Here is a 26,442-nt window from a genome sequence, read left to right as displayed (position 1 = left end):
GACAACGAATTCTGCAACGAGACTGATGAAATGAACTTGGCTATAGCCAGCGCAGTGTTGTGAGACAGACTGCATTTGAGGTTCGCTTGCTTCCGTGTTGGACTGAGAGCCGATATCGAAGGCAACGCTTGGCCTCGTCGTGACAACGAATTTAATCAATCAGCGGATTGTATCGGTTACTTGATTGACCCGCAGCGAAGCGGCTCGTCATTATTTTCCGGGACGCTCCGGATCGTCGCCGAAGCCAAGCAGCGAGGCATGGCGTATATACTTATGTTCGCCACGAAGGTGCTTGATCACAGCTTCACGCCTGGCCCAACCCACTGCGTCGCCGGTCGCTTCTTGATGCCGCCCGGAGCGGGCCGGCATGTTCCTTGACCCGCTTTCACAGCCGTTCCTTCATGTCGCGGCCCAGACTGATGAACGCCGAACCGACATACTTCCCGGTGCCTGGCTCGGCCAGTAAGGCGAATGCCGCCTTGCCCGGCTCACGCTCGACGCCCAGCAGTTCGTATTCCTGGACCGTGAAGCTCTTCGTCTTCAGCCAATTCGATGTCGGGCCACTTCGATACGGGCTGTCGGCGCGCTTGGAGACAATCCCTTCTAGCCCCGCATTGTCGGCGAGATAGAAGATGGCTTTGGGGTCGCCAGGTATCGCCTCGCTGAACTGGATCCTGCTGTTCGACTTAATGATGCCGAAAAGAAGCTCCCGGCGCGCCTTGCATCCGATGTCGCGCAGATCGTGGCCGTCGAGATGCATGATATCGAAGGCGCCGAGGATCGTGGCGTACGGATCGCTGTGGACGGCTTTCTGCAGTGCGTCGAAATCGGGCAGGCCATTCGCGCCGGTGACGACCGCCTCGCCCTCGAAGATCGCGTTCTACGTCGAGAATCCGGGCCGCGTCGATGATGCCTGCGTATTTCCTGGTCCAGTCCGCTCCGCTGCTGCTGAATGCGCGAATATCGTCAGGGCTCTTTATGATGATCTGGGTTCGGTAGCCGTCGAGCTTGATCTCGTGAATCCAGTGTTCGCCCTCGGGCGGCTTTGCGACCAGCTTGGGCTCCATAGGCGGTATGAACTCGAGGCGGCCGGCGCCGGTACTTACAATTTTACGCACCCAGTCAATACTCGGTACAAAGCTTATATTAGCTAGAGTGAACAGAACGTGATTCGGAACGGCTACAGTAAGGCGCGTGTGCCCAGCACAGCGCTTGGCCTGGCTCACGTTGTGCCGACCCGCAATTTATCTCACCACGATCTTCTTTAATGATCTTTCCTCTCAATCGAACCCAAAGAAGCGCCGAGTGCTGATCAGATCGATTTGAGGTACTCGATCAGATCACTCTTTTCCTGATCGGTCAGATCAAGGCCGAAATGGCCGTCATCGTGCTCCTTCTGCGCAAGACGTCGATCGGTTCCACTCCTCCTGCCAGGGATCGATCAAGTTTAAGGACCCGACGTCTCCTCCCGGCTCGAGGTCTATTTCAATAAAACCGTAGGTCACCGTCCTGCTTCCTTGATCCCTTGCCTTCCCTTACAATCCCTTCCGGACACAGAGGAGTTTCGCCATGAGCGAAGACGCCGTCAACATGTCGATCCGCAAGTTCCTGAAGGAAGTCGGCGTCACCTCCCAGCGCAAGATCGAGGAGACGGTGCGCGAAGGGCAAATCGGCGGCAAGAAGCTGAAGGTCCGCATGACGCTGACGGCGGAAGGCACCGGCCTCAACCACGTGGTGGACGGCGAGATCGAACTTCCATAAGCCGGGCGAAGCGACCTAGCGAAACGTCCGACGCGGCCGAAAGCCGTCGAGACGGATCAGCGGTTGGAATGGCGTTTGGCCGGGTCGATGTAGTACCGCTCACCCCACGCTCTTGCGATTCTGAGGGAACGCGAAAGACCGACCCTAAGCGGAAGCGCTCCGGGTCAATTCACGGCCATGACCCGTTCCAGAAGTTGGGGTGCGAGCGTACTGTGGCGCAAGTCGGCCCCAATGCCGACTTTCCCGCACCCAATATTCCTATGAAGGATGATCTTGCTTTGAGGGCAACCACCGTCCACAACACAAAGGCTTCAACGGTTTTTATTCGGCCTATCGGACTTCTGCCGGGCCACAACCGGACAGCCGTTCAGTCCGGCAACCCCGCGAACCGCATGTGTCCGATCCAGCGCTCGAGGGCCCCGGCGGCGAGGTAGTTCTTCTCCCACTGCCTGCGTTGTTTGCTGATGGAGTCGCCGGGCGAGTCTTTGAGGAAAACCGCAAGTGCTTCCTTTGCTTCCCGCTTGTTTCCCAGACAAGCGTGGATCCCCGCAAGCATTCGGTGTGCGCCGCTCGGGATTCTGGACATTTTCCGCATCGCCGTCAGCGCAGCCCCGCAATCGTTCTTTTCGTAGAGCGCCCAGCCCATCTGCCAGTGGAACCAGTCAGGGTAAAAAGGATCGATGCCCTTGGCCTGCTCGATCCGATCGATCGCTTCGTCCGTGCGGCCAACATTCAGCAGCACGCCTGCACTCATGACGAGGATATTCGAGTCGCTGGGGTTCAGGGCGATCGCCTGATCGTACCGGGCAAGGGCCTGCTCCATCTCGCCGGCTTCGGTGTGGATGCTGGCGCGGATGTTATGCGCCTCGGAATCGTCGGGAGCGAGTAGAATAGCCTTATCGGCGTATTCGGCGGCCCGCTTCAACGCCTCGTCGGGGTTATTTTCCTGCTTGTGCCAGAATACCGCGTCATGGCGATAGGACCAGGCCATCCCGATATAGCCGAACTGGGCGTTCGGATCCGCTTCGATCGCCTTGAGGCTGAACTGCCTTAGCAGATCGTTCCCCGCGGCAGAGAAATTGATCTCGGCCCTTCCCATCAGCTCGGCCCTTCCCATCAGGTAATAGCGCAGCGCGCTGACCTGCGCGGCGTCACTCCTTGGCAGCGGGCGCTGGATTCTCTGCCCGACCCGATCCGCAAGCGTGCGGATGATTTCCTCCTGGATGACGAAAAAATTGCCAATCTCCCGGTTGTAGGTGTTGGCCCAGACATGCGATCCGTCATGCGCATTCAGCAACTGGGCGGTCACTTTCAGCCGATCTCCGACCTTCTGCTGGCTGCCTTCGAGCAGGTAGTCGACGCCGAGTTCATCTCCGATCTTCCTGGTGTCGACCGGCTGGTCGCGGTACCTGAAGCTCGAGTTTCGGGCGATGACGGCATAAGTCTTGCTCCGCGAAAGCTCGGTGATGATCCCCTCGGCGACGGCATCGCTGAGATATCCCTTATCCGCGCCGGTACTGAAGTCGTCGAAGGGAAGGATCGCAATCCTCGGCATGTCGCTCGAAGGAACTGGAGCGGCTCGCCATATTTCCGCGCCGTAGTATGCGCCGATCGCTGCCGCAGCGAGAACGATTGCAGCAAGAATGAAGCCGCGCTGCGAGAATCGTGTCTTGGCACGTTTCGTGCCGGCTGCGGCGTTTGCGTCCGCCGCGTCCGACGGATTGGCATTCAGCCGGTAGCCTCTCTTGGGGAGGGTTTCCACGATGACGTGCGCGTCGTCCCCCAAGGCGCGGCGGATATCGGCAATGCATTGAGTGAGGCTGTCGTCGGTCACGAAGGTATCGGGCCAAACCGCTTGCATCAGCGCATCCTTGGACACGATTTCGCCCGGTCGCGCCGCGAGCACGGAGAGCACCTCGGCGGACTGGCTGCGAAGACTGATCGCTTTGCCTTCGACGGTTCGGAATTCTTTGCTTTTCGTCAGGAAGACAAAACCGCGAAACTTGACCGTTTCAGCAGATTTCAGGTCAATTTCAGGGGCCGTTCGGGACATTTCACCCACCTGGCGCGCCTCCTAACTCTAGCCCATTCGGCCGTCGCTTCCAAGCGATCCCAGCAGCACTGGATGGGACGGAGGACGACATGAATCGCACCAAGCTCATCATCGAGCTCGCTCTTCTTTTGGCAGTGCAAACGGCTGCAAAAGCGGATTCCCGCATCGCGAAACTCTGCGGCCCTGACCATGTCAGGGAGATTAGGGGATAGCGATGGAACAGTTTCTTTTAATTACCCTTCTGTTAAATTTTGACGGCACCGTAGTAGCCGGCAATCATGAAAATGGCTTTCCTCCCAAGGTGTTGGTTTCAGAGGCCGAATGCAAATATCTGAAACACCAATATGAATTTATCTGGCCTCCTGTTGGTCTTAAATATCTGTCAACCGCTTACATCTGTGAGAGGAAATAAACGACTATCGCTTCTGGTTACAATGCTCAGACGAGTCCCAACCCCGGCGGTTACTGTCGCCCGCCTCAGGGAGCAAGTCAGCGAAGGCGGCCCTCGCATCATCCTGAGCACTAGCGACGAGTTCAATCTCTACACCTGAACCCGCCGCGACCCCGATATGGACACGTCGAAGGCGCTGTTGCTGACGCGCGAACGCACCGTGAAATACCTCTTTGTGCCAGTCATTCGGCGTGACACACGCGAACCGTCCCAAACCGCCGCCCAAACGCAATCCGGGACTTGTTGCATCGAGAGCAGGACTCACCATGCGCGGCTACCAATGTCGGCTTCGCGCCAACTCCGCCATTGGGCCGCCTACGCCGAACGGCAGTTCATGGCGCGTTGTGCCGGTTCGGGACCGCGTGGACCTGGGACAGGATCGTCAATCAACCTTGGGTCTGTTACATAAGAGTGCAGTGTGGAACTCAACGGCTCATTGGTTTTGCGGTTCAGCTCGTGGAAAAGGTCCGTCGGCGTTCCATGAATGCGGGTTTCCGCATCGCCTACCTCGATTTGGTCGATGACCGCCGGACAGGCGAAGCGGAACCGTATCTCGCCGAGAGCACATCCGCGCGCATGATTTCGACGAACGCGGTGATCTTTTCATCCGCACTGAGAAACCTTGCATTTGACGGATGCAGTGGTGCTACGCTTGCTGAGCCCCGGGGCGTCTCTAAGCGGCAATCCTTCGTCGTGAGCCGATGCTATTGTGCAAGTTTCGCAGCACTGCGGGTGGCGATATCGCCCAAGACAGCATGAAGAAGCGTTCCAACTTCCTGTTCGGCGACCCCGGGTGCAATTCCTGATTCGGACAGTTGAACGAGAATTGCCTTAGCGGTGTTGCGCCAGAAGGCGTTCGCGTCCTCCCCGTTCTTGGATTCTAGGACCCGGGCGATCCCTTCGACCAACTTCCGCCGCCGATGCAGCGGAAACGCGCTTATGTTTGAATCACACATCGATCACCTCACCCCTTCAGTCGCGCGAATAAGCATTGGCGGGTGAGAAAATTTGGTTAACAGCGCTTTTGGACAATGGTCAGCAATGGAATAAAGCGTCCGCCTCGGTGGACGGTACCTCGAACAGCCACTGGACGCGGCGGCATGGGCGAGTTCGAGTTCCTGTTCAAGAAGTCCATCGGCTATGATGGACCGCGGGTGATCGCGCAGGAAGCGATGCGGTACAGCCGGTCAGGCCATCTTAGGGCAGGCAGGCTCTTGGACTTGATCAGAACCAGGTGAACCGCCATACTCCGACCTGGCGGCCAATTCAGGTGGCCTTTTCCATGGACGAGGCCGATCCGGCCGAATCGACGTCCATTTATTTCATTTGCTGGGATCGCCAGGTCGGGAGGAAATCTCCCGATTGTGTTAGGCATCCCTGTTGTTCTTGGAGGTGTCTATGAAGGATTCGCGCATTCCCGGGACAGTCTTGGCAGCTATGTCGGAGGGGATCCATATCATTTGCGCTTATCGTGAGTACCTTGGGTATTCGATCGAGGACTTGGCGGTGGCGTGCGGGCTAGCCGCTGAGGAAATCCAAAACATCGAGTCGGGTCTAAGGTACAACAAGGGCTATCGGGATCGGATCGCGCGATCGCTGTCCCTATTCTGTGGAAATACTTGAGGCGGAGTCGGACATATTGGACGCCGCGTGACCAGTGGGGTAATCTGCAAGTGAGTTGAATATCCACTACCTTGTGATGTGTAGTTTGCGACTGATAGTCGAAGCGTTGAACTGAACCATGCGCTTCCGACCGGATGGACGGAATGTTGGAGGGTGCCGCCGAAATCGTTGGTTGCCTCCCTGACCGGCGCCCAATCACCTTTGCCTATCTTGCCTCCGCTTGCCTTCGTCTTTGAATGACAAGTCAGTGTTTCGTGCAACTTGCCGAGTGTGCCGTCCTTGCGAAAACGAATCCCCTGGACGACGAAGGTGACATGCCCGTCGCTGGGGTAGAGCGAAATCCCGATGACCGAAAGCCGCAACAGCCCGCCGCGGCTCTGCGACGCAACGATGTCTCCGGGCCTGATTCCGAGGATCGATCGGGCCAAATCAGATCGCTCGGCCTCGAGCTCCTTCTCCCAGCGTTCCAGTTCATCCTCAACATACCGCCAAGCCTCCCGCGCGGTCTGAAAGGGCCTCTTTTCCCCAAACCAGATCCGGTCCGCCACAGCCAGGATCTCGCCAGGAACTTCCCGCTCCATCTCCTAGGCGGCACGGCTCATCATCTCATGGACCCGCTCGGCTTCCAGAAGTGCGCGAAGGCGCTTGTGATATGGTTTGACTGTTGCAGCGGAAATCGCCGCCGGCAGAGCGGCCTCTCGGACAGGCATGAAATCAATCGGCATGACGGCGCGCAGGCCTATAGGACCTGTAGCGAACCGCACCGGCGGATCTTCCTCGCGCCAAGGCTTGCGGCTCCATTCGACCCAGATCTCGCTTGCCGAAACGCACAGCCAGCTGTCCAGAAACAGCTGCGACTCCGGCCCATGGAGATGATGCGCCGACCACGCATGATCGGCTGCAATCAACGGCATGACCACATGCTGGAGCTTTTGGTCCCGCACCATTCTGGCAAGCATCGCGATCCGCTCCTGCAGTTGCGCTGTCAGACGCACGAAAATGACAGGCCCGTTCGCAACGTAGGAGTGCCGCGTACCTTCGGTTTCGAACAGCAGCAGCTGCGCTCGCGCCAATGGTAGCAGCCGTTCCACGAGCCTCGCCGCACTGCTCTGGACGGAGGTTCCCCAGCGTGTGGCTATCCTACCTTCCAGGACCAGTCCTGGGCGCGACCCTGGATGAGGAGAAGGATCTGAGCCGCGAGGTCCGCGTCGAGGTCTGGCAGCCTGCTTCCCCGAGGTTGTGCCGCGCGGACATCGATACCGCGGCCGGACAGATCGGTCAGGGCCGCCAAATAGAACTCCCGTTGCAGTTTCGAGAGAGATTCCGCTGCTCGTTCGCGCGCAGCCTCCAGGCGTCTGGTTTCAAGCTCCTCTCGGAAAGCGGCCAGCGGTGGGCGGCGCAATGTCTGCCCAGCCTGTACGCGGGCTCAATAGCCGCGCGGAGGCTTCGGCACCTGCAGGCGCGCGAACAGTTTCTGATCGCCACGTCTGATAGGCCAAGATCCTTGGCGATCTCGCGGGTCGGTTTCACTGGTGCGACGCCGCGTAATCTGGCGGAAATCGGCATACTTGACCTTGAGCGTCACCGCGCGCCCAGAGATTTCGTTGTGTTCGCAATACCGCCACACCTTTTCTATGAGCGGACGCAACCCTTCGCGTGCCTCTGCTATCGTGAACAGATCCCGCGCAAACGTATCCTCCGCTCCTACGGACTTGCGCACGCGATCAGGCTGCACCGGTCGCTCGTCGATGCCACGCGCTATCCAGTAATAATACGGTCCGGCCTTGCCGAAATGTCCCTGCAGGAACGGCAATGTCTGCGCCCGCAGATCGGCGCCGGTGCGGATTCCGAGCCGTTCCATCTTCGAATTGGTGGCAGGACCGATGCCGTGGAATTTCTTCACCGGCAGCACTTCGACGAAGCTCGGCCGCATCTTCGGCGTGATAACGAATAGCCCATCAGGCTTGCCCTGATCGGAGGCCATCTTGGCGAGGAACTTGTTGTAGCTGACACCGGCTGAGGCGGTGAGGCCGGTCTTCGTCTTGATCTTCGCCCGGATCGCCTCGGCGATCTCGGTTGCCGTGGCCATCCACTGCATGTTTTCCGTCACGTCGAGATAGGCCTCGTCCAGCGAAAGCGGTTCGATCAGCGGCGTGTGCTCGGCGAAGATCTCCCGGATTTGCTGCGAGACCGCTTATAGACGTCGGCCACAGCGATCGGCCGACGATGTTTGCCTCAGGTGCGGCGGACTTCTTTTGCTTACGCCATCTGAAGAAGTTCGATGGTTACGTCTGGGGAAGCCGCTCCAGATTGCCCAATCGTTTTCCTGTTGAGCTGCATACCGATTGCCTATCCGGCACCGGGCGGAGATGCTTCAATAGCCAGGACCTCCAAGCACTCAATCTCTTGCATCACCTTTCCAGCGATGCCTTGCAAATCGCCGTACATCCCGACGGTCGATTCGATTACGACTTGTATTTGAGCCTCCCGCTTGGCCCACAGGCGTGTTGAGGCCTTGCGTTCCTTGGCCAGGTCCTCCTGCATATCAGAGAACTTTTCGACGATGGCCTCGACGCGATGGCGGAACCGCGGACCGGTCAGATAGCCATAGACCTGCTCCATTTTGGTAGCTTGGCCGTCCTGGGCGAGGCGGGAGTTCGCCAGCTCGATAAGGGATTGCCGGAGCATGATTGCGATCGGCATCGCGCATTTGGGATGGGCGACATAGACGCCGTCCAGAAGATCGAAGGTTTCCACACCGGGAGGCAGAGCTTCGGAGATCATAAGCGCGATATCCGCTTTCGCCGCCCGTTGATCCGCCCTGAGCTTCCCCAGCCAACCCTGGCTCCAGTTCTTGGTGCGTTTCGATTCCCATAAAATGGCGCCGCATGGCTGGCCGGCCGGTCCGACCACGCGGTGCAGGACATCTCCGCCGAACTCACCCTTGGCAACCGGTTCAATGATGTCCATCGGGAACCGGCTGGCAATGAGGGCTTCCAGCTCGAGCTCCAGCACTTCACCCTGAAGCTGCTGGGAACCCTGTTCCGCACGACGCTTCAGCTCCTCAATCTGACGCTGCATGCCGGCGATCTGTTCTTCTTTCTCCGCAACCTTCATTTTAAGGCCGTCTTCGGCTTCCGACCTCGCCTTGACTCGAACGGCGTCCAGTCCTTCCTGGATCTTCCTTTCGATGATCAGCGCCATCTCGCGCTTTTCGTCGTCAAGCGCACGCTGCTTTTTCAGGAATTCCGCCTGTTGCTGCTGGGCCTCGGTGAGCTTTTCGTCACGCGCCTTCAACGTCGCCTCCAGCTCAGCCAGCTTTTTATCCTTATCCTCCAGGTCTACCGACAGCAGCAGTTTTGCCTTGCGGGCCTCCTCGATCGCGATTCCGGCACGCTCAAGCTTGATTTGCTCAGCCACCTGGTTGCCGATGTCCTCTTTGGCGGCGGCGATCTCGGCCTGCTGGCGCTTAAGCTCCTCTTCTCTGGCAGCCATCGATGCCTTGTTCTGCGCCAGGCGCATTTCGTATTCTTCACGCGTGGCGGCAATCAAAGGGGCGGCGAGCGACTCATTGAGCTTGATTTCCGTCTTGCAGCTTGGGCAGCTGATGGTCGGTTCATTGAGAATCCTGTCCCCCTGCAGCATGGTATTGGTGGGCTGGATGGTCATCTGCGCGCTGCTCCCTGAGGAATCTATTTTAGGACACCCCAGACTATATCTCGCCAAGCGTTTTCGGAAAAGAACAAAGAGTGAACTGATGGGTTATCCCCGCCGCAAAGCTAGGGGAGGCGCGCTTCTTTCACTTGTTTTGCGGAACGATCGCCTGCGCGAGCGGCAGCAATCTCAGCCTCGACTCGATTGCCACGGAGGTCGATTACCTCGACGTGTATTTTCGAAATGTCGAAACCGCGCGCAAATGCCGAATTCCGTCTTTTTCGCCTGGACGTGGCTGAAAGCTCGCTGGGCTGATTCTTTCATTGCACCGACAATCCGCCAGCTATTTCAGCTTCCCGTTTCCGTTCGAAACTGAAATCTCTATCCGCGCTGATTGAGACCGTGATGTCGTCTCAAATTCACGCCTTTGACCCTATTCGGACTCCCGGTGTCCGCAGCACAATGCGCGCTATCAGCGGAAAACTTGACATAAGGCCACTTCGCGGCGGGCCGTGCGGGATGAAGATGAGAACTTTGTCTACTCTATAGCCCTCTAACGCCGCTATGAATCTGCGCGATAGTGGCCGCCAATGCGCGAGCCCGCGGGCGTCCCACCGGGCAGATCGTTGGCGGCAGTGACGACTAGGCTGCGTCTGGTGCCCAGGTTGCCATTCACGAATCGACCGATAATTGCAAACAATCGGAGCATCGTCTGCGCCCTTGGGGGAAGGTATCATATTTTCGGTGCAGTCTTGTCGCGGAATTGCTCCGCCACCCAGTCGATGAACACTCGCAGCCGCGGCGACAGCTGGTGCTTGTGCGAATAAAGCGCGTGAACTGGCAAGGGCGTCGGTGGGAAGTTGGCTAAGACTTCGATAAGCGCGCCGCTCGCCAGCTCCGAGACTACACGATAGCGCGGCACCTGAATGAGCCCAAGGCCAAGACCGGCGGCGGCAACGTTCGTCTCCGGGCCGGTCACCGTCATCATGGCAGGCAGCGTGATGCGGTTCACTTTTCCTTTCACAAGGAAAGCGAGAGGGACGACCTCGGTCGTGTCGGGCGCAAGCAGCCCGATCATTTCATGGCCATTAAGGTCGTCGGGTGTGTTCGGCGTGCCCAGCCGCTTAAGATAGTCCGGACTGGCAAAGGTGCCCCGCTCCAGAATAGCCAGCCGCCGCCTGATTAGCGCGCTGTCGGCCAGCTCGCCCGCTCTCAGGATGCAGTCGAACCCTTCCCGGATCAGGTCCACGGGCTGATGCGCCTCGCTGAAATGCAGGCGGATGTCGGGGTACATTTCGCGAAAGCGCGGCAGACCGGGCAACAGGAAGTGCCGCGCTTGCGTGCCATGCACGTCCACGCGGATGAGGCCTGACGGCTTAGCGCCGACGAAAGCGCCCTCGGCATCCTCCAGGTCAGCGATAAGGCTGACGCATCGTTGGTAATAGGCCTCGCCATCCAGTGTGGGGCTGACCTGACGGGTGGTCCGCTGCAACAGCCGCACACCGAGCCGCGCCTCCAGCCCTTGCACGGCGTCTGTCACGGATGAACGCGGCAGACTGAGGTCATCGGCAGCTTTGGTAAAGCTCCTGCGTTCGACGATGCGAGTGAAGACGCGCATGGCGTCGAAACGATCCATAATACGACCTGTCGGATAGTGATGCCGGATAATGCATGATTATCTGCATAAGCGAAAGGTGCATCTGTCTGTCATCAGGAGCCACAACGACACCCACAGAAGGAGACAGACGATGACCAATCAGACACAGAAGGTTGCCATCGTGACCGGCGCCTCGGGCGGCATCGGCGCGGCCGTCGCCGAACGCCTCGGCAAGGACGGCTTCACCGTGGTGGTGAACTATGCCGGCAACGCCGCCTCGGCGGATGCGGTGGTCGCCAGGATCGAAGCGGCGGGCGGCGGGCGGGCGGTTACTGCGCAGGCCGATATTTCAGACGCACAAGCCGTACGCCGCATGTTCGATTCCGCCGAGACCGCTTTCGGCGGCGTTGACGTGCTGATCAACAATGCCGGCATCATGAATCTGGCGACGATCGCTGAGAGTGATGATGCGCTGTTCGATCGCCAGATCGCGATCAACCTGAAGGGCACGTTCAACACGCTGCGCGAAGCGGCCAAGCGCCTGCGCGACGGTGGTCGGATCGTCAACTTCTCCTCAAGTGTCGTGGGGCTGCTGCAGCCTACCTATGGCGTCTATGCCGGCACCAAGGCCGCGGTCGAAGCCATGACTCCCATTCTCGCGAGGGAATTGCGGGGCCGGAACATCACCGTCAACGCGATCGCCCCCGGACCGACCGCCACGAAGCTCTTCCTCGACGGCAAACCGCAGGAGCTGATCGACCGCCTCGCGAAGCTGGCGCCGCTTGAACGTCTCGGCCAGCCCGAAGACATCGCCAACGCCGTCGCCTTCCTGGCGGGGCCAGACGGCTCCTGGATCAACGGCCAGATATTGCGCGCCAATGGCGGGATCATTTGATCTCAGCCGACCGCCAAAGACCACAACACAGCCATAAGTTCATCCAAATCCAGAAGAAGGACCATCACCATGTCCAAGCAAGTCATCCTCGTCACCGGCGCCTCGTCGGGCTTCGGCCTCATGGCCGCACGCGCCCTGGCCGAAGCCGGCCACACGGTCTATGCCTCCATGCGCGAGACCGAAGGCCGCAACGCTCCTCGCGTCGCCGAAGTCGCCGCCTGGTCGAAGGAGCATGGCCTCGACCTGCGCACCATCGAGTTGGACGTCCAGTCCGACACCTCGGCGGAGACCGGTATCGCTCATGTTCTGAAGGACATAGGCCGGCTCGACGTCATCCTCCACAATGCCGGGCATATGGTATTCGGCCCTGCCGAGGCCTTCACCCCGGACCAGTTCATCCAGCAGTACGACGTCAACGTGCTGGGCGCGCAGCGGGTTAATCGCGCCGCGCTGCCGCACATGCGCGGCCAGGGCAAGGGTCTGCTGGTCTGGGTCGGCTCGTCCTCGACGCGCGGCGGCACGCCGCCCTTCCTGGCGCCCTACTTCGCCGCCAAGGCGGCCATGGACGCCCTGGCGGTGTCCTATTCGACTGAACTGGCCCTGTGGGGCATCGAGACGACGATCATGGTGCCAGGCGCCTTCACCAAGGGCACCAACCACTTCGCTCACTCCGGTTCGCCGTCCGATACGGTCCGAGTCGCAGAGTATGAATCCGGCCCCTACGCCGGGATCGCCGACAAAGCGCTGAAGGGCCTAGCGGGCCTGGAACCCGCCGACGCCGATCCGGCACAAGTGGCCCGCGAGATCGTTCGCGTCGTCGGCGCGCCCTTCGGCAAGCGTCCGTTCCGGGTCCACGTCGATCCGTCGCAAGACGGGGCCGAGATCGTCAATGGCGTCGCCGACCGCATGCGCCGTGAGATGTACCGCAACATCGGCCTGGAAGTCCTGCTCACGCCCCGCGTCTCCTGACGCAGAATGCCCCGCCGACGGACCGCGCAGATACGACTTATCTGCGTCTCAAGTATCGGCGCCGTAGGCCCTGAGGTCACGTTGTTCCAGCCGGGCGACGAGGTATTCTATGCCGGCTCAATTGCTCGGACGGGCGCCAATGCCGAGTTCCATCTCGTCGATGAGCGCATCGTCGGCAAGAAGCCCAAATCGCTGGACTGGGCCGAGGCGGCAGCACTGCCGCTGACGTCGCTCACTGCCTGGGAAGCCTTCTTCGACCGCCTCGACGTGCACAGGGCTGTGCCAGGTGCGGCGCCCGCGATCCTCATCGTTGGGGGAGCGCGCGGCGTCGGTTCAATCGCCATTCAGATCGCACGCCAGTGCACCGATCTCACCGTGATCGCCACGGCATCGCGCTCCGACACGCAGGCATGGTCAAAACGCTCGGCGCCCATCACGTCATTGATCATTCCAAACCGCTTGCCGCTGAATTCGCCGCACTTGGTATCGGTGCGCCAGCCTTTGTCTTTTCGACGACGCACACCGAAAAGCATGTCAGCGAGATTGCCGAGCTGATCGCGCCGCAGGGTCGGTTTGGCCTCATCGACGACCCGAAGACGTTCGACATCATGCTGTTCAAGCCTAAGGCGGTGTCGATCCACCATGAGCTGATGTTCACGCGTTCGATTTACGGCACGCAGGATCTGGCCGAGCAGGGCGAAATTCTGAACAAAGCGCGCGTCCGGCACGACCTGGACCGAACTCATTCGATGAGGCGTACGAAAGCCGCGCAGATCTACACGAAGACGGGAAACATTCGCGCGGTGCAACTGCTCCTGGGCCATACGAAGCTTGAGAGCACGGTCCGCTATCTCGGCATCGAAGGGGACGACGCTTTGGCGATCTCTGAACAGATCGACCTGTGAGAACCTGCGACAACGGACAGAGCGACGCGGGCTGAAGCGTCGCTTTGTGACCCTGAGTTGCCCTTCACATTTCGCTGCCTGATAGCCGACATTCGCGGCAACCGGCACTGATGGCTCTTTGCGGACAGCAACACGACTACAACCCCTGAACATTAAAGGGGCACAGATATACGGTAGAAAGATCATATCATGAACAGCGGCCCGATTCCGAGCTCCAGTCCCGCGCGAAATCGAGGGTCGGAGAAGGGTGGATAGTGTTGAAGAAGTCGGCGATGAAGCCGTGGATCCACTCGCACCGAAGCGTCTTGATTAAGGTCGACGCGACCTCCTCGCCTTAAGTGGCTCGGACGTTTGTTCCGAGGGTGCAAATCTTGGCCAATTTCCTGAGGTTCTGGGCGATGGCTGCAAGGTGGAACTCATCGCGGGCACCACAGGGGCCGCGCAATCGCAATCGATCGAGCTTCAGGATGCGCTTGAGGTGCGCGAACAGCATCTCCACCTTCTTCCGCTGATAGCGTGAGGTCTGGTAGGCGTCTGTCTTTGCGATGTCGCGGGCCATGTCGCGCGCGCCCTCATAGATCGAGCGCAGCACCTTGCGCGCCGGCTCCTTCGGGCAACAGCTGGGCTTCAGGGCACAGGCGTCGCAATCCAGCTTGCTGGCGCGATAGCGCATCATGCCATTCTCGTCGACGAGAGGGTGTGGCATCCGATAGGTCTTCTGGCGCTGCCTGAGCGTCTTCCCGCCAGGACAGATGTATGTATCGGCCTTATGGTCGTAGGTGAAGTCGTCGCGCGAGAAGGTGCCATCCTTGCGCCTAGACTTGTCGAAGACCGGGATATGCGGCTCGATCCCACGCTCATGCACCAACCAGTTCAGCATTTCGGCCGAGCCGTAGCCGGTGTCGGCAATCAGCCGCTCCGGCCAGAGGCCGAGCTCGTCGTGCGCCCGCTCGATCATAGTCTTGGCGGCCGTCACCTCGGCTTGGCGCACCGCGGTCGAGGGCTCCACGTCCACGATGATGGCGTGCTCCACGTCGATCAAATAGTTCGTGCAATAGGCGTAGACGGCTGGGCCACCCCAAGCGGCAGTCCAGCGCGCGGCGGGATCAACAGGGGAGACGAACTTGGGCTCCACCGGCGTGGCGGCCCCGAAGGCGGCGTCATCCAGAGTGGCGAGATACTCAGCCACGGCCCGCTTGGCTTTGGGATTGAGGTCCTCGGCCGTTTCGATCCCGCGCTGACGATGGGCGTCGGCGACGATCATGCTGGCATCGACCGCAAAGCCTTCGCCGCCGACGAGCCCTTCAGCTATGCAGCGCCGGACGACGGTCTCGAACAGTTCGCGCAGCAGGTCGGCATCGCGGAAGCGGCCGTGGCGGGTCTTGGAGAAGGTTGAGTGGTCAGGCACATCACCCTCGAGGCCAAGCCGGCAGAACCACCGATAGGCCAGGTTCAGATGTACCTCCTCGCACAGCCGGCGCTCCGAGCGGATGCCGAAGCAATAGCCGACGATCAGCATGCGGATCAGCAGCTCAGGGTCGATCGAGGGACGGCCGATCGGGCTGTAGAAGGGCGCCAGATGCTGGCGGATGGCGGACAGGTCGACGAAGTGGTCGATCGCTCTGAGCAGGTGATCCGCCGGCACATGCCGCTCCAGGCTGAAGCCGTAGAACAGCTCCTCCTGCATCACACTTTGCTCGCCCATCATCGACTCAATCTCCTCTTACGACGAAGATTGAATCAGTGCTTCAGGACTGCTGCAACCCGGACTTTTTCAACACTATCGGTGGGAAGTTGCCGTTCGGCTACAGAAGGAGCACGTGGTGCCATCAGCTGACAAGCCCACGCTGATGTGGTGGGCACCATGGCCCAGTCGACTCGAACCGCTCAGTCAAGCTTAGGCCGAGCGCTGTGACGATCGGCAACCAGCGAGTAATTTCGTCTTCGACGGCGATCCCTACTGGACGAGTTCGCCTTCCATCACGAAACGGCGCTCGGTGGGACCGGTTGGCAGCAAACGAAAGCTTCCGGCGCCTTTGAGCTTCTCCAGCTTGCCGGTGCCGCCAACGACCTGCCACACTCCATTGTCCAGGAGCCTCGGCTTACCATCAGGCCCGGGGACGAACACCGCCTGGATAACCCATTTTATGTAGGCCTTGTTGCCATCCGTCGTAGCGAATTCCAGATAGCCGCGCGGTTCGCCGCCAACGCCTGGCACGACGTCGTGAGCGCCATATTCCTGAACGGTCGCGCCGGCGAGTGGACCCTGACCTTCGGACTTGCCTTCCCGTCGGACCAGCAAGAAGAAGTGCTTGCTCGCATCGGCGAAATCGAGCCGGATGGCTTCCTTCTGCGCGACAAGCGCCTCAAACTTCACCGGCTCGGCCTGAACGGGAGACGCGATAATTAACAAAGGCGTCGCAACCGCAGTGATCGTGCTAAACCTCCTCATTGTGTTCTCCTTTGATTCGTCTCGAAAGCTCGGTGAACATGTCGAGAGCACGCAAGGACGTGCGTACCACGCGCGTTGTTTGGATGCGTCGAATGTAGATGTCACTGCCGCTCTCCCGCGAAGGCCTCTCCGGGCCTCTAGCTTCAAGAACAGAGCTGCAAAGACTACACGATGTCATGTCATTGAGAAAGCGGTATCAAGGCCTGCGCACGCCGATGCTTTGCATAGGCACGCAACGTCTTAGCCGGGTCAGATTGCGTCATGCTACCCTCGCAACTGAACGACCGCAAAGCGGGCCGCCGAATAGACCTCCCGTTGCGGCTTCGAAAACGATTCCGCTGCTCTTTGGCGCGCAGCCTCCCGGCGTCTGGTTTCAAGCTCCTCTCGGAAAGCAGCCAGCGGTGGGCGGCGCAACATCTGCCCAGCCTTTACGCGGGCCCAGTAGCCGCGCGGAGGCTTCGGCACCTGCAGGCGCGCGCACAGTTTCCGATCGCCACATCTGACAGGCCAAGATCCTTGCCGATCTCGCGGGTCGGTTTCTCCCAAACCAGCGCAAACAATTCCTCTCGGGAGAGTTCTCGTCGTGCCATGCTACCTCCATCCGGCAACGGCGCGCGACGGCCGGCGACGCGCGCACTGGCCAATTGCCCGGAGCGGCACGCCTGTGGTCAGGCGTTCGGATCACGGGGATGAAGAGGGCGCCTCACAACGAGCTGGGTGACAAGCCTATGGCTTCGAGTCGTAGAGCTGCTCGCTCCAGCAGAGTGCGCCAAACGCGCGCACAGGCATGAGCTTCGACCAGCTGGCCGCGTCGAAAGCCGACGTTCCAAGTGATAAACCAGAAAGGCGCTGAAAGTGGCCGGCGACTGTTGGGAACTGGTGGGCTTTGGATGACGCCGGCCAAGCGCACACAGGTCCGCCGCAAAGACAAGTAGGGAAGGTGATTCCGCGTATGGTGTTCTCGCTGAAGCCAGCCGTTGATGAAAATGGGACTTCCTCACCAATAGTCACGGCTTGTCCGTGCAGCAAGCGATATCGCCTGACCGTTCGGATCGCTTAATCTCCGACACGACGTTCCTCTTGCGTCAAAGCAAAGATATTGACGGCCCCTGGCAATTATCCCGCTACTGGAACTAGCCAACGCGTCGGGGCGACAATGTCATCAGATCTGAAACCGGGTGCCAGAACGACTTGGCGATCAGCCTGCCATGCCGCAATGCGGCCGGGGGCCGCCGACGGGTACGATCTCATAGCCGACGGCGATCAATTGGAGTTTCATCTCGTCAAAATGCCGCTTTGAGCCGCTGACGATCGATTCAGGCGCGTAGTTCCAGCCGTTACGGGCGGCATTGGCCAGGATGTCGGCATAGAAGCGCATGCTGGCGATTTTCACGTCCGACTCTAGCAGCTGCCTGCATCCGCTTGCGAACGACGGCGGCGGTGCGGCGGACAAGCCCAGGATCGCGGATACCAACACAATCGAAACAGCGCGCATGAGATTCTCCCTCGGTCCATTGCAACCCATTTTGCTGTAAGGGAGCTTGCATCGCGTGCGCCTGCGTTGGGATCGGGCAGATGCTGTATTCGGGCTCCTGCATTTGTAGTATTTTGCCTCGGCAACAGCTGAAACCGTGCCGATCGGGTCTGCCATGGGCCGCATCGCGACATCTTCGCCGGGTCACGGCGCGCTGTCCGATCGGGAGCGCGCGGTGGCGGAAAAATTCGCCGCCGGACTGACTTATCGCGAGATCGGCGAGGCGCTGTTCATCGCCCCGTCGACCGTGCGGACCCATCTCGCCTCGATCTACGACAAGCTCGGCGTGCGCAACAAAGTCGCGCTTGCCTCGCATATCAATAGAGCTATCAGCGCTGGGACGGATGGGCTGTCACCTTGGCCAGACGGCTCTCCCGTGCTCGCCATATTCCCCATCGAATGCCTGAATTCGGAAGAGCGCTGGCGCCGCTTTGCCGACGGCCTGTCGTCGGACATCACTATCGACCTGGCGCGCTACGCGGATCTGCCAGTTATCGCCTTCCACACCATGAAATCTCTGGGCAGCAAGCCCGCCGACTTCCCCGCCGACGGCAAGGCGCTTGGCGCCACCTATATCGTGTCGGGCCAGCTGCGCGCCGACGAGCGGCGGGTTCGGTTATCGATAGAGCTCGCCGACGCGGGCAACGGCGTCAGCCTGTGGAGCGAACGCTACAACCGTCAAGTCGAGGATATTTTTACGCTGCAGGACAGTCTGACCGAAAGCGTCATCAATGTGATCGCCGGCAGCTACGGAGCGCTTGCCACGGTCGGCCGTAACGCGATTCGCCCGCAAACCGCCGGCCAGTCTGCGGGCCTACGATTGTTATCTGCTTGGTGTTGAACAGCAGGACACATTCAGCCGCGCCGGCACTGCCGAAGCGATACGCCTGTTTTCACGCGCGCTGGAGCTTGACCCCACGTTGGTCAGGGCCTGGACTGCGCTTGCCTATGCCTATTCGATCGAGGGCGCCAACGGCTTCGGCGACGATGCGCAGGGCTCGATCGAGAACTGGCGGACGGCGGTTGAAAACGCGGTTCTGCTCGATCCGATGGACAGCGTTGCCTGCAATTGCCTTGGCGATCTTAGGGGATGTCTCGGCGACCTCGCAGGAGCGGACCGCGCGTATCGCCGCGCCTTCGAATATGGCTCCAACCATGCCGATACGCTGGCGCTGCTGGCCGGCAGCAAGGCGCTGGTCGCTGGCGATCCAGCCGAGGCGATGCCGCTCATCGAGCGCGCCATGCGCCTCAATCCGCTGGCCCCACCTTGGTATTTCGGCATGCTGGGCCGCATCCTGTTCACGGCCGGCAAGCACAGGGAAGCCATCGCGGCGCTGCGCAGAAGTACGCTGGATTCTCCGAATGTGCTGTTGTTTTTGGCGCTAGCGCATACGGCCGTGGGCGAGGCCGGCGAGGCGGCCAGGATCGAAGCCCGCTTGAAAGCTGAATTCCCGGACTTTTCGGTCGAACGCTTCATCACGGGCTATCCCGTGACCAACCCCGACGCGGTGCACGCCATTCGCCACGCCGCCCAACTGGCAAGGCGCGACTGAGGCCTTCTGAAGCGCCGACGCGTTCGTTAACCAATGATCAGTGAGCGAACGGCAAACGAACCGCCAGCTGGGATCGCTCGCCTAACCGCACCAAACATCAAATCGACTGTCTTGCCAGCGGGATGGCAAGTCACAAAAGTACGCAACGGACGCAAATGCCATGGGCAGCCGCGACGCGGACTTTTCAACAGTATCGGTGGAACGTTGCCATTCGTCTCGTCGATGGGAACGAGCAAGTAGCGCCATAAGCCGCCGTTCCCGACGGTTCTCCAAACCTGCCGTTCGCGCTATGTCTGAACGCACCAACCGACCACGTGCGCCAGTTCCGGACCTTCCTGGCGCTTCTCCAGAGCCGCCGTTCGCGCAACGGCTTGAGTCAACCCTAAGCTGACCTTCTGGGACTCTCCGGATCAGGGTCATATCTGGCGAGAGGCTATCCATCATATAGTCTGGCATGTTCAGGATTGAGGCTCTCCCAGAGGATGGCAGGAGCCGTCGAGCGCGCTTTTTAATCGAGCGGAGACCGGCGAAAAGCCTGCACTTGAGGGCATCGCGATAAAAGTACGTCAAACAACGCCAATGGAGAATAAGCGGTGACTTTGGTGGGCGCTCGTTTTGAACCCTGCCTCGGGTCGCTTGCAGTCAACTGTGTCAACCACCGGAACGAGCAAGGAGCGCCAGGAGCGGCGGTCAGAACTGGTGGCATTGAAGGACCGAAAGGCGGGCCGAAAGCGGACGGTCCGGTTCTGGAACGAACTAGCCAGAAAGGTGCCATTCCGCTGGTGAGCCCATCTTGGCCGCAACGACGTTGCTTGCCGCTGCCCGAGGGACTAAGCCGCTCGCGCGGCAATGGCGCTTGTAACAGGCGGACGCTCGTTCGCCCTTGGCCGAATTCGCGCCCCTGACCCATTCCAGACATTCGTCGGATCCTAGACCGAACATCTAGGTTGGAACTCAAGGGGCCACCGAGCCGAAACACCAGACTAGGAAGCCAATTGACCACAATACCTGCCTGATATGCTGCCCCGGTTGCGCGCTCCAGAACGGTCACTCGTCGAGCCAGTATTGGCCGGAACAGCCGAACTGGCGCGAGGCGACAGATTGGCGCTTGGCGACAAATGCCATTGCGAAGAGACTCCGGGGGTGTTGTTCGCTTTCACACCAGGCACCATCGTGTAACCCTGATCGACCAGTTGCAATTTCAGCTCCTTGATATGCCGTTTGAAGCCGTTCTCGATTTGGCTCCGAGGCTAGCGCCATCCGTTCCTGCACGTTCGGATGAGAATGTCTGAATACAATTCGGCACTAACGGCTCTCATGGCATCTTCGGAAATCAGCATGCCACCAGATTGCGTGCCTTCGGACAAGCATGGTCCAGCCGACAAAGGCAGCACCAGCATTGCGGCAAAGATAGATGACTTTGTCATGGATTCCTCCTGTTCCAGAATGGATCGGGGTTCTGCAACCCGACGAAACCCTGTCGACAGGAAAGCCTAGAATTGCTGGCGGTCGCATGGAATCGTGCAAATGCAGTGTTTTCGAGATCGCATCTGTAGTATTTTGCCGTGCCGGGTTGGCCACAACTCGTAGCGGATCGGAGACTTGAGGCGATGCTTCGCGCCGTAAGCAATCCTCTGACCAGTCTGTCGGACCGGGAGCGGGTGGTCGCTGCAAAATTCGCCGAGGGGATGACCTACCGTGAAATCGGCGAGACGCTCTTCATAGCGCCGACTACCGTTCGGACCCATCTGTCGGCCATCTATCGGAAACTCGATATTCGCAGCAAATTGGCGCTTGCAACCTTGCTTGCCGACCAACGCGAGCAAGACACGGGCCAGGCACCTTCCTGTGGCCTTTCGGTAGAGGGATCTGGGCCAACAGTCGTTGCGGTTCTCCCTTTCGACAATCTGAGCGCGGAGGAACCATGGAACCGCTTGGCCGATGGCTTGTCGGCGGACATCATGGTCGACCTCGCTCGCTACCCCGACCTTGCGGTCATCGCCCGCCAGACCATGCTCTCGTACAAGGGACGGCGCGATGACGTGCGATCCATCGGGCGGGAACTGAATGCGGATTATCTACTTGAGGGGACCTTGCAGGCGGCAGCGCAGCAGCTGCGGATCTGCGTCCAACTCGTCGACCCGCGCACTGGAGTCGATTTGTGGACGGCCCGCTATGATCGATCAGCGGAAGACCTGTTTGCGATGCAGGACATAGTCACCGAAAACGTCGTCAATGTCCTTGCTAGCTGTTGCGGCAAGCTCGCAAAACTTCGACGCGATGTTGTCCGGCGAAAACAACCCGCCAGCCTATGTGCCTATGACTACTATCTGCTCGGCGTCGAGCAGCACAATTTGTACACGCACGCTTCGAATGCGGAAGCGGTGCGGCTTCTGACGCGTGCCATCGAGCTCGACCCTGGTCTTGCCAGAGCCTGGACAGTCTTGGGTCTGGCGCATGCCGTCGCCGCCATCAATGCGTTTACCACTGACCCTTCCGCCGCAAAGGAGCGCTGGAAACTGTGCCTCGAACGAGCTTTGGCGCTCGACGCGGGTGATACCCAAGCGCGCATATGTCTAGCCGAGCTTCGAGCATTGCAGGGCGATCTCGATGCCACAGCAAGAGAACACGAACTTGCCTTGGCGGCCGCCCCGCACGATGCCGATACCCTCGCCTTGCTTGCCGGAGGAAAGGCGTTCGTGACAGGCGACCCGCTGGAAGGATATGAACTGGCGAAGCGCGCGATCCGTCTCAATCCACATGTTTCCTGGTACTATAGCATGCTGGGCCGATCGAGCTTCGTTGTAGGTCTCCACAGGGAGTGCCTGACCGCGTTCAGCCAAGCACCGCCGGACTCGCCCGCAACGTTGCTGTTCCAGGCCATGGCGCATGCCGTGCTCAGCGAAACACCTCAGGCAATGAAGATTGCCAACCGGTTGGCGAGAGAATTTCCAGACATTTCGGCCGAAGGGTTTATCGGCTCCTATCCAGTCATCAATCCTCCCGCTGTTGCCGCGATCCGGGAGGGCGCCCGCCGCGCGGGGCTGGCCTAGCTTCAATTGAGATACAATAGCGGAGCCCTCGGTGCGACCAAACAAATCTTAGCGACAATGGTGATTGCCTATGGTGTCGTAGACGATGTCGGCTACGCGCAGGCGCAAAATCCGCTCACCATCATCGCACCAGTCTCCGGTCAGACTGTTGATGGGACGCTTTCCTTTTCCGGGACCGCTTCCGTCAACAGCATTACACGGCGCGGAACTATTAGCGGACAGACCAATACCGCGGTCGAATGTCGAGGGACGGCTACCGTCAATCTTACGTTCTCGCATGGAGAAGGAACGATCGTTTGCGGGCAACTCTCGTCCCGGTTCGTGTTCTCGCTGACTAGCAGACAACCCCCAGCTGGCTCAGGAACGGGAACCCTTTCCGACGGGCGCAAGGTGATGTTGAGAATAGGACAATGACCACAAATCGACAGCCCTTTTGTCGAGAATTGGCGAGCTGAAACATTGATGTACGTGGGCTCGGTTATTACTCTTGCCAAAGCCGATGTAAGCCGAGCCGGTCGATGGCCTCGCATGCGGAAAACGGAACCCTGCGAGGCAGGTCGTAGCGGATCAACGGGTGGGCAACGCTTTCTGACGGCGCACGTTGCTTTCAGCCGTCGGCCCAGTGGCCGAGCGGCGTTGACTGCGGACCATCGCACGGATGGATTGGCAAGACTAGAACGGGTGCCGAGGAACGACCCGCTACGCGGGATGGGCGCGTGGGGTGAGGTAGAGATCACGAACCGGACGCCGCACTCGCATTGAGGGTGGTTCGGCAGCGGCAGAGCATTACGGGCTTCTTCAACAAGGAGCCTGACCATGCCCTATCCTGTTCTGATGCACCTATCAGTCCACTTCGTCAGCGGCTGATCGACCACATGAACATGCGGCGTTTCTCACGGGAGACGCAGCGCAACTATCTCCGCGACATCGGACGCCTGGCGACGTTCCTCGGGCGTTCACCAGACACAGCGACCACCGACGACCTGCGCCGGTTCCAGATCGAACGATCGAACAGCAGGACGACGGTGTTCCCGTGCCGACGATGAACAGCATCGTGTCGGCGCTGCGCTTCTTCTTCACGCACACGGTCGATCGTCCCGATCTGGTGCGCAAGCTCGTTCGTCTGGCGCACCCGCGCAAGCTGCCGGTGGTACTGAGCCGCGACGAGGTTGCCCGGCTGCTCAACGCCACCACCTGCCTCAAGCACCAGGCCGCGCTGTCGGTCGCTTATGGCGCGGGCCTGCGCGTGGCGGAGGTGTCGACGCTGAAGGTCGCCGACGTCGATAGCGAGCGCATGCTGCTACGTGTCGAGCGCGGCAAGGGCGGGCGATACCGGAACGCCATACTGTCGCAAGACCTGCTCTTGTTGCTGCGCCAGTGGTGGAAGGTCGGACGCCAGCAGGGGGTGATGCACCGCGAGGGCTGGCTGTTTCCGGGGCAGCATGCGATGAAGCCCATCAGCACCCGCCAGCTCTATCGCGTGGTCGTCGAGGCAGCGCAGGCCGCCGACATCGCCAAGCGGGTCGGGCCGCACACGCTGCGCCACAGCTTTGCCACCCACCTGCTCGAAGACGGCACCGACATCCGGGTGATCCAAATCCTGCTCGGGCACGCCAAGCTCGACAATACCGCCTTCTACACCAAAGTCGCGACCCGCACGGTGCGCACGGTCACGAGCCCGCTCGACAAGCTCGGCCTGTTCAAGGAGGCAGAGATCTCGCCCGACAGCTGAGCGTGCACTCCTCTGTCGAGGCCGCCGACATTTTCCGTGCTGCTGGGCCAGCCTACCGGGCCGCCCATGCAGGGCACCTGAGCCTGCAGCAACTCAAGGTCATGTCGGCGATCGAGCATTATCGCACCGCCGTACTGGGCGGTCATGTCGAAGCCTGCGAGGACTGCGGGCATTGGCGCATCGCCTACAACAGCTGCCGCAACCGGCATTGTCCGAAGTGCCAAGGTGCGGCCGCACGTACATGGCTTGCCGAGCGCGAAGCCGACCTGCTGCCGGTCGGCTACTTCCATGTCGTGTTCACGCTGCCGGCAGAGGTCGCCGATATTGCCTTCCAGAATAAAGCGCTGGTCTACGACCTGCTGTTCCGTGCGGCATCGGAGACGATGCTGACGATCGCGACCGATCCGAAGCATCTGGCACGCGCATCGGCATCACCGCCGTCCTCCACACATGGGGCTCCGCGATGACCCACCATCCGCAGTGCACATGATCGTGCCGGGCGGCGGCATCGCGCTCGACGGGAAGCGCTGGGTATCGTCGCGCCCGGCCTTCCTCCTTCCGGTGCGCGTGCTCAGCAAGCTCTTCCGCCGCCTGTTCCTTACCCGGCTGATCGCGCTTCACGACGCGGGCCGGCTCGCCTTCGTCGGATCGATGGCCCATGTAGCCGACCGACGCGCCTTTCTGCGTCATCTCAATCCTGTTCGCAGTAAGCGATGGGTGGTCTACGCCAAGGCGCCGTTCACAGGGCCGGAGGCGGTCCTCGCCTACCTGTCGCGCTACACGCACCGGGTCGCGATCTCGAACAGCCGCCTCATCCGCCTCGACGAGAGCGGCGTCACCTTCCGCTACAAAGACTATCGCCGCGACGGCGTCGACCGGCAGCAGGTCATGACGCTCGCTACCGACGAGTTCATCCGCCGCTTCGTGCTCCACGTGTTGCCAAAGGGTTTCCACCGCATCCGGCACTACGGCCTGCTTGCCGGCTCTGCTCGCAAGGCCAGCCTCGCGCTTGCTCGTGAACTCCTGAACGTCGCCGCACCGTCCGACGATGACACCACGGACGAACCGGACAACTTCCGCCCGCCATGCCCCTGCTGTGGCGGCCGCATGATCGTGATCGAGGTGTTCGAACGACGGAGGCAGCCGCGCGGACCGCCACACGGTTCCTCGTCGACCGGGAGCAGTACGCCATGACCCGGCATGGAATGGTTCAGCCTTCAGCTGCAGGCACTCAGCCTCCGGCAACGGATCGACGCACGTCTATGGTGATTATCGACGCCGACAGAGCCGCGCCCAGCCGCCCACCGTCCCGACAACACCGCGCGAGGGCGCAACGAAGCGGTCTGTCCGCATTCACCCCAGCGCTTCCCGACGGCGGTCACGCCATCGCCGACATCTGCCGAAATCCGAAATCCCCATAGCCATCGTCTGCGGCCCGCGGGTTCCTTCCTCGGGGACTTTCGTACGCCTGCCGGCGCCCGAAACTCTTATATGGGGATGGTCAACTACAAACGGCATCACGTCGACATTGTCATGTACCTCCGCGGCAATCCGTAGATCCATTCGATGGGTCCGTTAGCGTGACGCGGTTCGCGAACGAACCCAGTCCACCTTATATTCGGTCAGGGCGCATGCACCTGTTCCATGATCCCGCTTGCGGCGGATTCGGAACCCAAGAGACGAAACCATTCTTCAACGGCGGCTGTTTGAGGCCATGAGTTTCGTCGGTTCGTCTACCGAGGATCTGCCAGGCCCTGGTCGGTCCTGGAGATTATTAGAACGATTAGCGTCTACGCTGATGGTTTCGTCAGGAGAGCTCCTTCTATAACGACTCCGGCGTTCACGTATTTCCACAGCGCAACAAGCAGTTTCCGAGCGAGGGCGATGATCGCCGTCTTCTTGTACCGGCCACCATTCTGGATGACTCGCGCCCTGAACCACTGGCTGAGTGCGGAATTGGGTTGATGGCGAACCCAGAGCCACGCAACCTGGACAAGCGTCGACCGGAGCCTTGGATTGCCGGACTTCGAGACTCCCTGCTCGCAATTAATCTGCCCACTTTGCCAGGGCGTTGGCACCAAACCAGCGTAGGCGGCAACCTGTCGTATCAAACTTGCGCGATAATCCCTCAGACCACAGGACGGCCGCGAACTCCGGACCTATTCCCTTGAGGCTGAGCAGCAGGGCCGGTGTTGGCTCATCTGCCGCGA

At 60.3% G+C, this 26,442-nt stretch carries 16 protein-coding genes and 6 pseudogenes; 11 read left to right on the top strand and 11 right to left on the bottom strand.

Features of this window, described 5'->3' with window-relative positions; genetic code table 11:
• Positions 1-385: 385 nt before the first annotated feature.
• A complete protein-coding gene (locus tag NKI59_RS32460) occupies positions 386-817 on the bottom strand; it encodes an ATP-dependent DNA ligase (protein WP_352643615.1) in 432 nt (143 codons plus the stop codon).
• 752 nt (positions 818-1,569) lie between these two features.
• Here NKI59_RS32460 and NKI59_RS32455 point away from each other — a divergent pair.
• Positions 1,570-1,761: a DUF6494 family protein gene (locus tag NKI59_RS32455; RefSeq protein ID WP_023679340.1), complete on the top strand. Its 192-nt coding sequence runs from the start codon at positions 1,570-1,572 to the stop codon at positions 1,759-1,761.
• Between the two features lie 367 nt (positions 1,762-2,128).
• On the opposite strand, the gene NKI59_RS32450 is transcribed toward NKI59_RS32455, so the two are convergent.
• On the bottom strand, positions 2,129-3,814 hold the full coding sequence (locus tag NKI59_RS32450; RefSeq protein WP_352708595.1) for a winged helix-turn-helix domain-containing tetratricopeptide repeat protein: 1,686 nt from the start codon (positions 3,812-3,814) through the stop codon (positions 2,129-2,131).
• Positions 3,815-3,903: 89 nt separating this feature from the next.
• On the opposite strand from NKI59_RS32450, the gene NKI59_RS32445 reads away from it, so the two are divergent.
• Positions 3,904-4,026 (top strand): hypothetical protein, encoded by a 123-nt coding sequence (locus NKI59_RS32445; RefSeq protein WP_352625049.1) that lies wholly within the window; start codon positions 3,904-3,906, stop codon positions 4,024-4,026.
• Positions 4,027-4,969: 943 nt separating this feature from the next.
• On the opposite strand, the gene NKI59_RS32440 is transcribed toward NKI59_RS32445, so the two are convergent.
• Positions 4,970-5,221 (bottom strand): DUF6074 family protein, encoded by a 252-nt coding sequence (locus NKI59_RS32440; RefSeq protein WP_352449758.1) that lies wholly within the window; start codon positions 5,219-5,221, stop codon positions 4,970-4,972.
• A 481-nt stretch (positions 5,222-5,702) separates the two neighbouring features.
• Here NKI59_RS32440 and NKI59_RS35225 point away from each other — a divergent pair.
• Positions 5,703-5,919 (top strand): annotated as a pseudogene (locus tag NKI59_RS35225) (XRE family transcriptional regulator).
• 553 nt (positions 5,920-6,472) lie between these two features.
• Here the strand turns inward: NKI59_RS35225 and NKI59_RS32435 are convergent.
• From NKI59_RS32435 to NKI59_RS32420, 4 genes and pseudogenes are all read right to left on the bottom strand, one after another.
• A complete protein-coding gene (locus NKI59_RS32435) occupies positions 6,473-6,979 on the bottom strand; it encodes a hypothetical protein (RefSeq protein WP_352708594.1) in 507 nt (168 codons plus the stop codon).
• A 335-nt stretch (positions 6,980-7,314) separates the two neighbouring features.
• Positions 7,315-8,082, bottom strand: a pseudogene (dinB, locus tag NKI59_RS32430) (DNA polymerase IV); the annotation flags it as partial.
• Positions 8,083-8,237: 155 nt separating this feature from the next.
• Positions 8,238-9,557, bottom strand: coding sequence for a DUF2130 domain-containing protein (locus NKI59_RS32425; RefSeq protein WP_352625056.1), 1,320 nt, complete (start codon positions 9,555-9,557; stop codon positions 8,238-8,240).
• 718 nt (positions 9,558-10,275) lie between these two features.
• On the bottom strand, positions 10,276-11,178 hold the full coding sequence (locus NKI59_RS32420) for a LysR family transcriptional regulator (RefSeq protein WP_352625057.1): 903 nt from the start codon (positions 11,176-11,178) through the stop codon (positions 10,276-10,278).
• A gap of 112 nt (positions 11,179-11,290) precedes the next feature.
• Here NKI59_RS32420 and NKI59_RS32415 point away from each other — a divergent pair, with 112 nt between their 5' ends.
• The 3 genes and pseudogenes from NKI59_RS32415 to NKI59_RS32405 form a co-directional block, all read left to right on the top strand.
• A complete protein-coding gene (locus NKI59_RS32415; protein WP_352625058.1) occupies positions 11,291-12,034 on the top strand; it encodes an SDR family oxidoreductase in 744 nt (247 codons plus the stop codon).
• 69 nt (positions 12,035-12,103) lie between these two features.
• On the top strand, positions 12,104-13,003 hold the full coding sequence (locus NKI59_RS32410) for an SDR family oxidoreductase (RefSeq protein ID WP_352708592.1): 900 nt from the start codon (positions 12,104-12,106) through the stop codon (positions 13,001-13,003).
• 54 nt (positions 13,004-13,057) lie between these two features.
• Positions 13,058-13,908 (top strand): annotated as a pseudogene (locus NKI59_RS32405) (zinc-binding alcohol dehydrogenase family protein); the annotation flags it as partial.
• A gap of 334 nt (positions 13,909-14,242) precedes the next feature.
• On the opposite strand, the gene NKI59_RS32400 reads toward NKI59_RS32405, so the two are convergent.
• From NKI59_RS32400 to NKI59_RS32390, 3 genes are all read right to left on the bottom strand, one after another.
• Positions 14,243-15,616, bottom strand: a complete 1,374-nt coding sequence (locus NKI59_RS32400) for a transposase (protein ID WP_352473781.1) — start codon at positions 15,614-15,616, stop codon at positions 14,243-14,245.
• 249 nt (positions 15,617-15,865) lie between these two features.
• Positions 15,866-16,360: a hypothetical protein gene (locus tag NKI59_RS32395; protein WP_352708590.1), complete on the bottom strand. Its 495-nt coding sequence runs from the start codon at positions 16,358-16,360 to the stop codon at positions 15,866-15,868.
• A 1,198-nt stretch (positions 16,361-17,558) separates the two neighbouring features.
• Positions 17,559-17,855, bottom strand: a complete 297-nt coding sequence (locus NKI59_RS32390; protein WP_352625063.1) for a hypothetical protein — start codon at positions 17,853-17,855, stop codon at positions 17,559-17,561.
• A gap of 154 nt (positions 17,856-18,009) precedes the next feature.
• Between NKI59_RS32390 and NKI59_RS32385 the strand changes: the two genes are divergently transcribed.
• The 5 genes and pseudogenes from NKI59_RS32385 to NKI59_RS32365 all read left to right on the top strand — a co-directional run bounded on the left by NKI59_RS32385 (position 18,010) and on the right by NKI59_RS32365 (position 25,426).
• A complete protein-coding gene (locus NKI59_RS32385) occupies positions 18,010-18,735 on the top strand; it encodes a LuxR C-terminal-related transcriptional regulator (protein ID WP_352708588.1) in 726 nt (241 codons plus the stop codon).
• Positions 18,653-19,447 (top strand): tetratricopeptide repeat protein, encoded by a 795-nt coding sequence (locus NKI59_RS32380; RefSeq protein WP_352708586.1) that lies wholly within the window; start codon positions 18,653-18,655, stop codon positions 19,445-19,447. Before NKI59_RS32385 ends, NKI59_RS32380 begins: the two co-directional genes overlap by 83 nt.
• Before the next feature lie 1,610 nt (positions 19,448-21,057).
• Positions 21,058-22,500: a LuxR C-terminal-related transcriptional regulator gene (locus tag NKI59_RS32375; protein WP_352642863.1), complete on the top strand. Its 1,443-nt coding sequence runs from the start codon at positions 21,058-21,060 to the stop codon at positions 22,498-22,500.
• 816 nt (positions 22,501-23,316) lie between these two features.
• Positions 23,317-24,232: pseudogene (locus NKI59_RS32370) on the top strand (site-specific integrase).
• 2 nt (positions 24,233-24,234) lie between these two features.
• Positions 24,235-25,426, top strand: a pseudogene (locus NKI59_RS32365) (IS91 family transposase).
• A 596-nt stretch (positions 25,427-26,022) separates the two neighbouring features.
• Here the strand turns inward: NKI59_RS32365 and NKI59_RS32360 are convergent.
• Positions 26,023-26,442: pseudogene (locus NKI59_RS32360) on the bottom strand (transposase); the annotation flags it as partial.

Origin of the sequence: Mesorhizobium sp. M0598 (genome assembly GCF_040320865.1) — a bacterium.
Taxonomy (GTDB): Bacteria; Pseudomonadota; Alphaproteobacteria; order Rhizobiales; family Rhizobiaceae; genus Mesorhizobium.
This window is presented reverse-complemented; position numbering and strand designations above follow the sequence as displayed.

Excerpts from the sequence above, each read along its gene's own strand:
- NKI59_RS32440 (WP_352449758.1), bottom strand. The coding sequence starts at position 5,221 with ATGTGTGATTCAAACATAAGCGCGTTTCCGCTGCATCGGCGGCGGAAG.
- NKI59_RS32420 (WP_352625057.1), bottom strand. The coding sequence starts at position 11,178 with ATGGATCGTTTCGACGCCATGCGCGTCTTCACTCGCATCGTCGAACGC.
- NKI59_RS32415 (WP_352625058.1), top strand. The coding sequence starts at position 11,291 with ATGACCAATCAGACACAGAAGGTTGCCATCGTGACCGGCGCCTCGGGC.
- NKI59_RS32455 (WP_023679340.1), top strand. The coding sequence starts at position 1,570 with ATGAGCGAAGACGCCGTCAACATGTCGATCCGCAAGTTCCTGAAGGAA.
- NKI59_RS32400 (WP_352473781.1), bottom strand. The coding sequence starts at position 15,616 with ATGATGGGCGAGCAAAGTGTGATGCAGGAGGAGCTGTTCTACGGCTTC.
- NKI59_RS32375 (WP_352642863.1), top strand. The coding sequence starts at position 21,058 with ATGCTTCGCGCCGTAAGCAATCCTCTGACCAGTCTGTCGGACCGGGAG.
- NKI59_RS32450 (WP_352708595.1), bottom strand. The coding sequence starts at position 3,814 with ATGTCCCGAACGGCCCCTGAAATTGACCTGAAATCTGCTGAAACGGTC.
- NKI59_RS32425 (WP_352625056.1), bottom strand. The coding sequence starts at position 9,557 with ATGACCATCCAGCCCACCAATACCATGCTGCAGGGGGACAGGATTCTC.
- NKI59_RS32385 (WP_352708588.1), top strand. The coding sequence starts at position 18,010 with ATGGGCCGCATCGCGACATCTTCGCCGGGTCACGGCGCGCTGTCCGAT.
- NKI59_RS32395 (WP_352708590.1), bottom strand. The coding sequence starts at position 16,360 with ATGAGGAGGTTTAGCACGATCACTGCGGTTGCGACGCCTTTGTTAATT.
- NKI59_RS32390 (WP_352625063.1), bottom strand. The coding sequence starts at position 17,855 with ATGCGCGCTGTTTCGATTGTGTTGGTATCCGCGATCCTGGGCTTGTCC.
- NKI59_RS32445 (WP_352625049.1), top strand. The coding sequence starts at position 3,904 with ATGAATCGCACCAAGCTCATCATCGAGCTCGCTCTTCTTTTGGCAGTG.
- NKI59_RS32410 (WP_352708592.1), top strand. The coding sequence starts at position 12,104 with ATGTCCAAGCAAGTCATCCTCGTCACCGGCGCCTCGTCGGGCTTCGGC.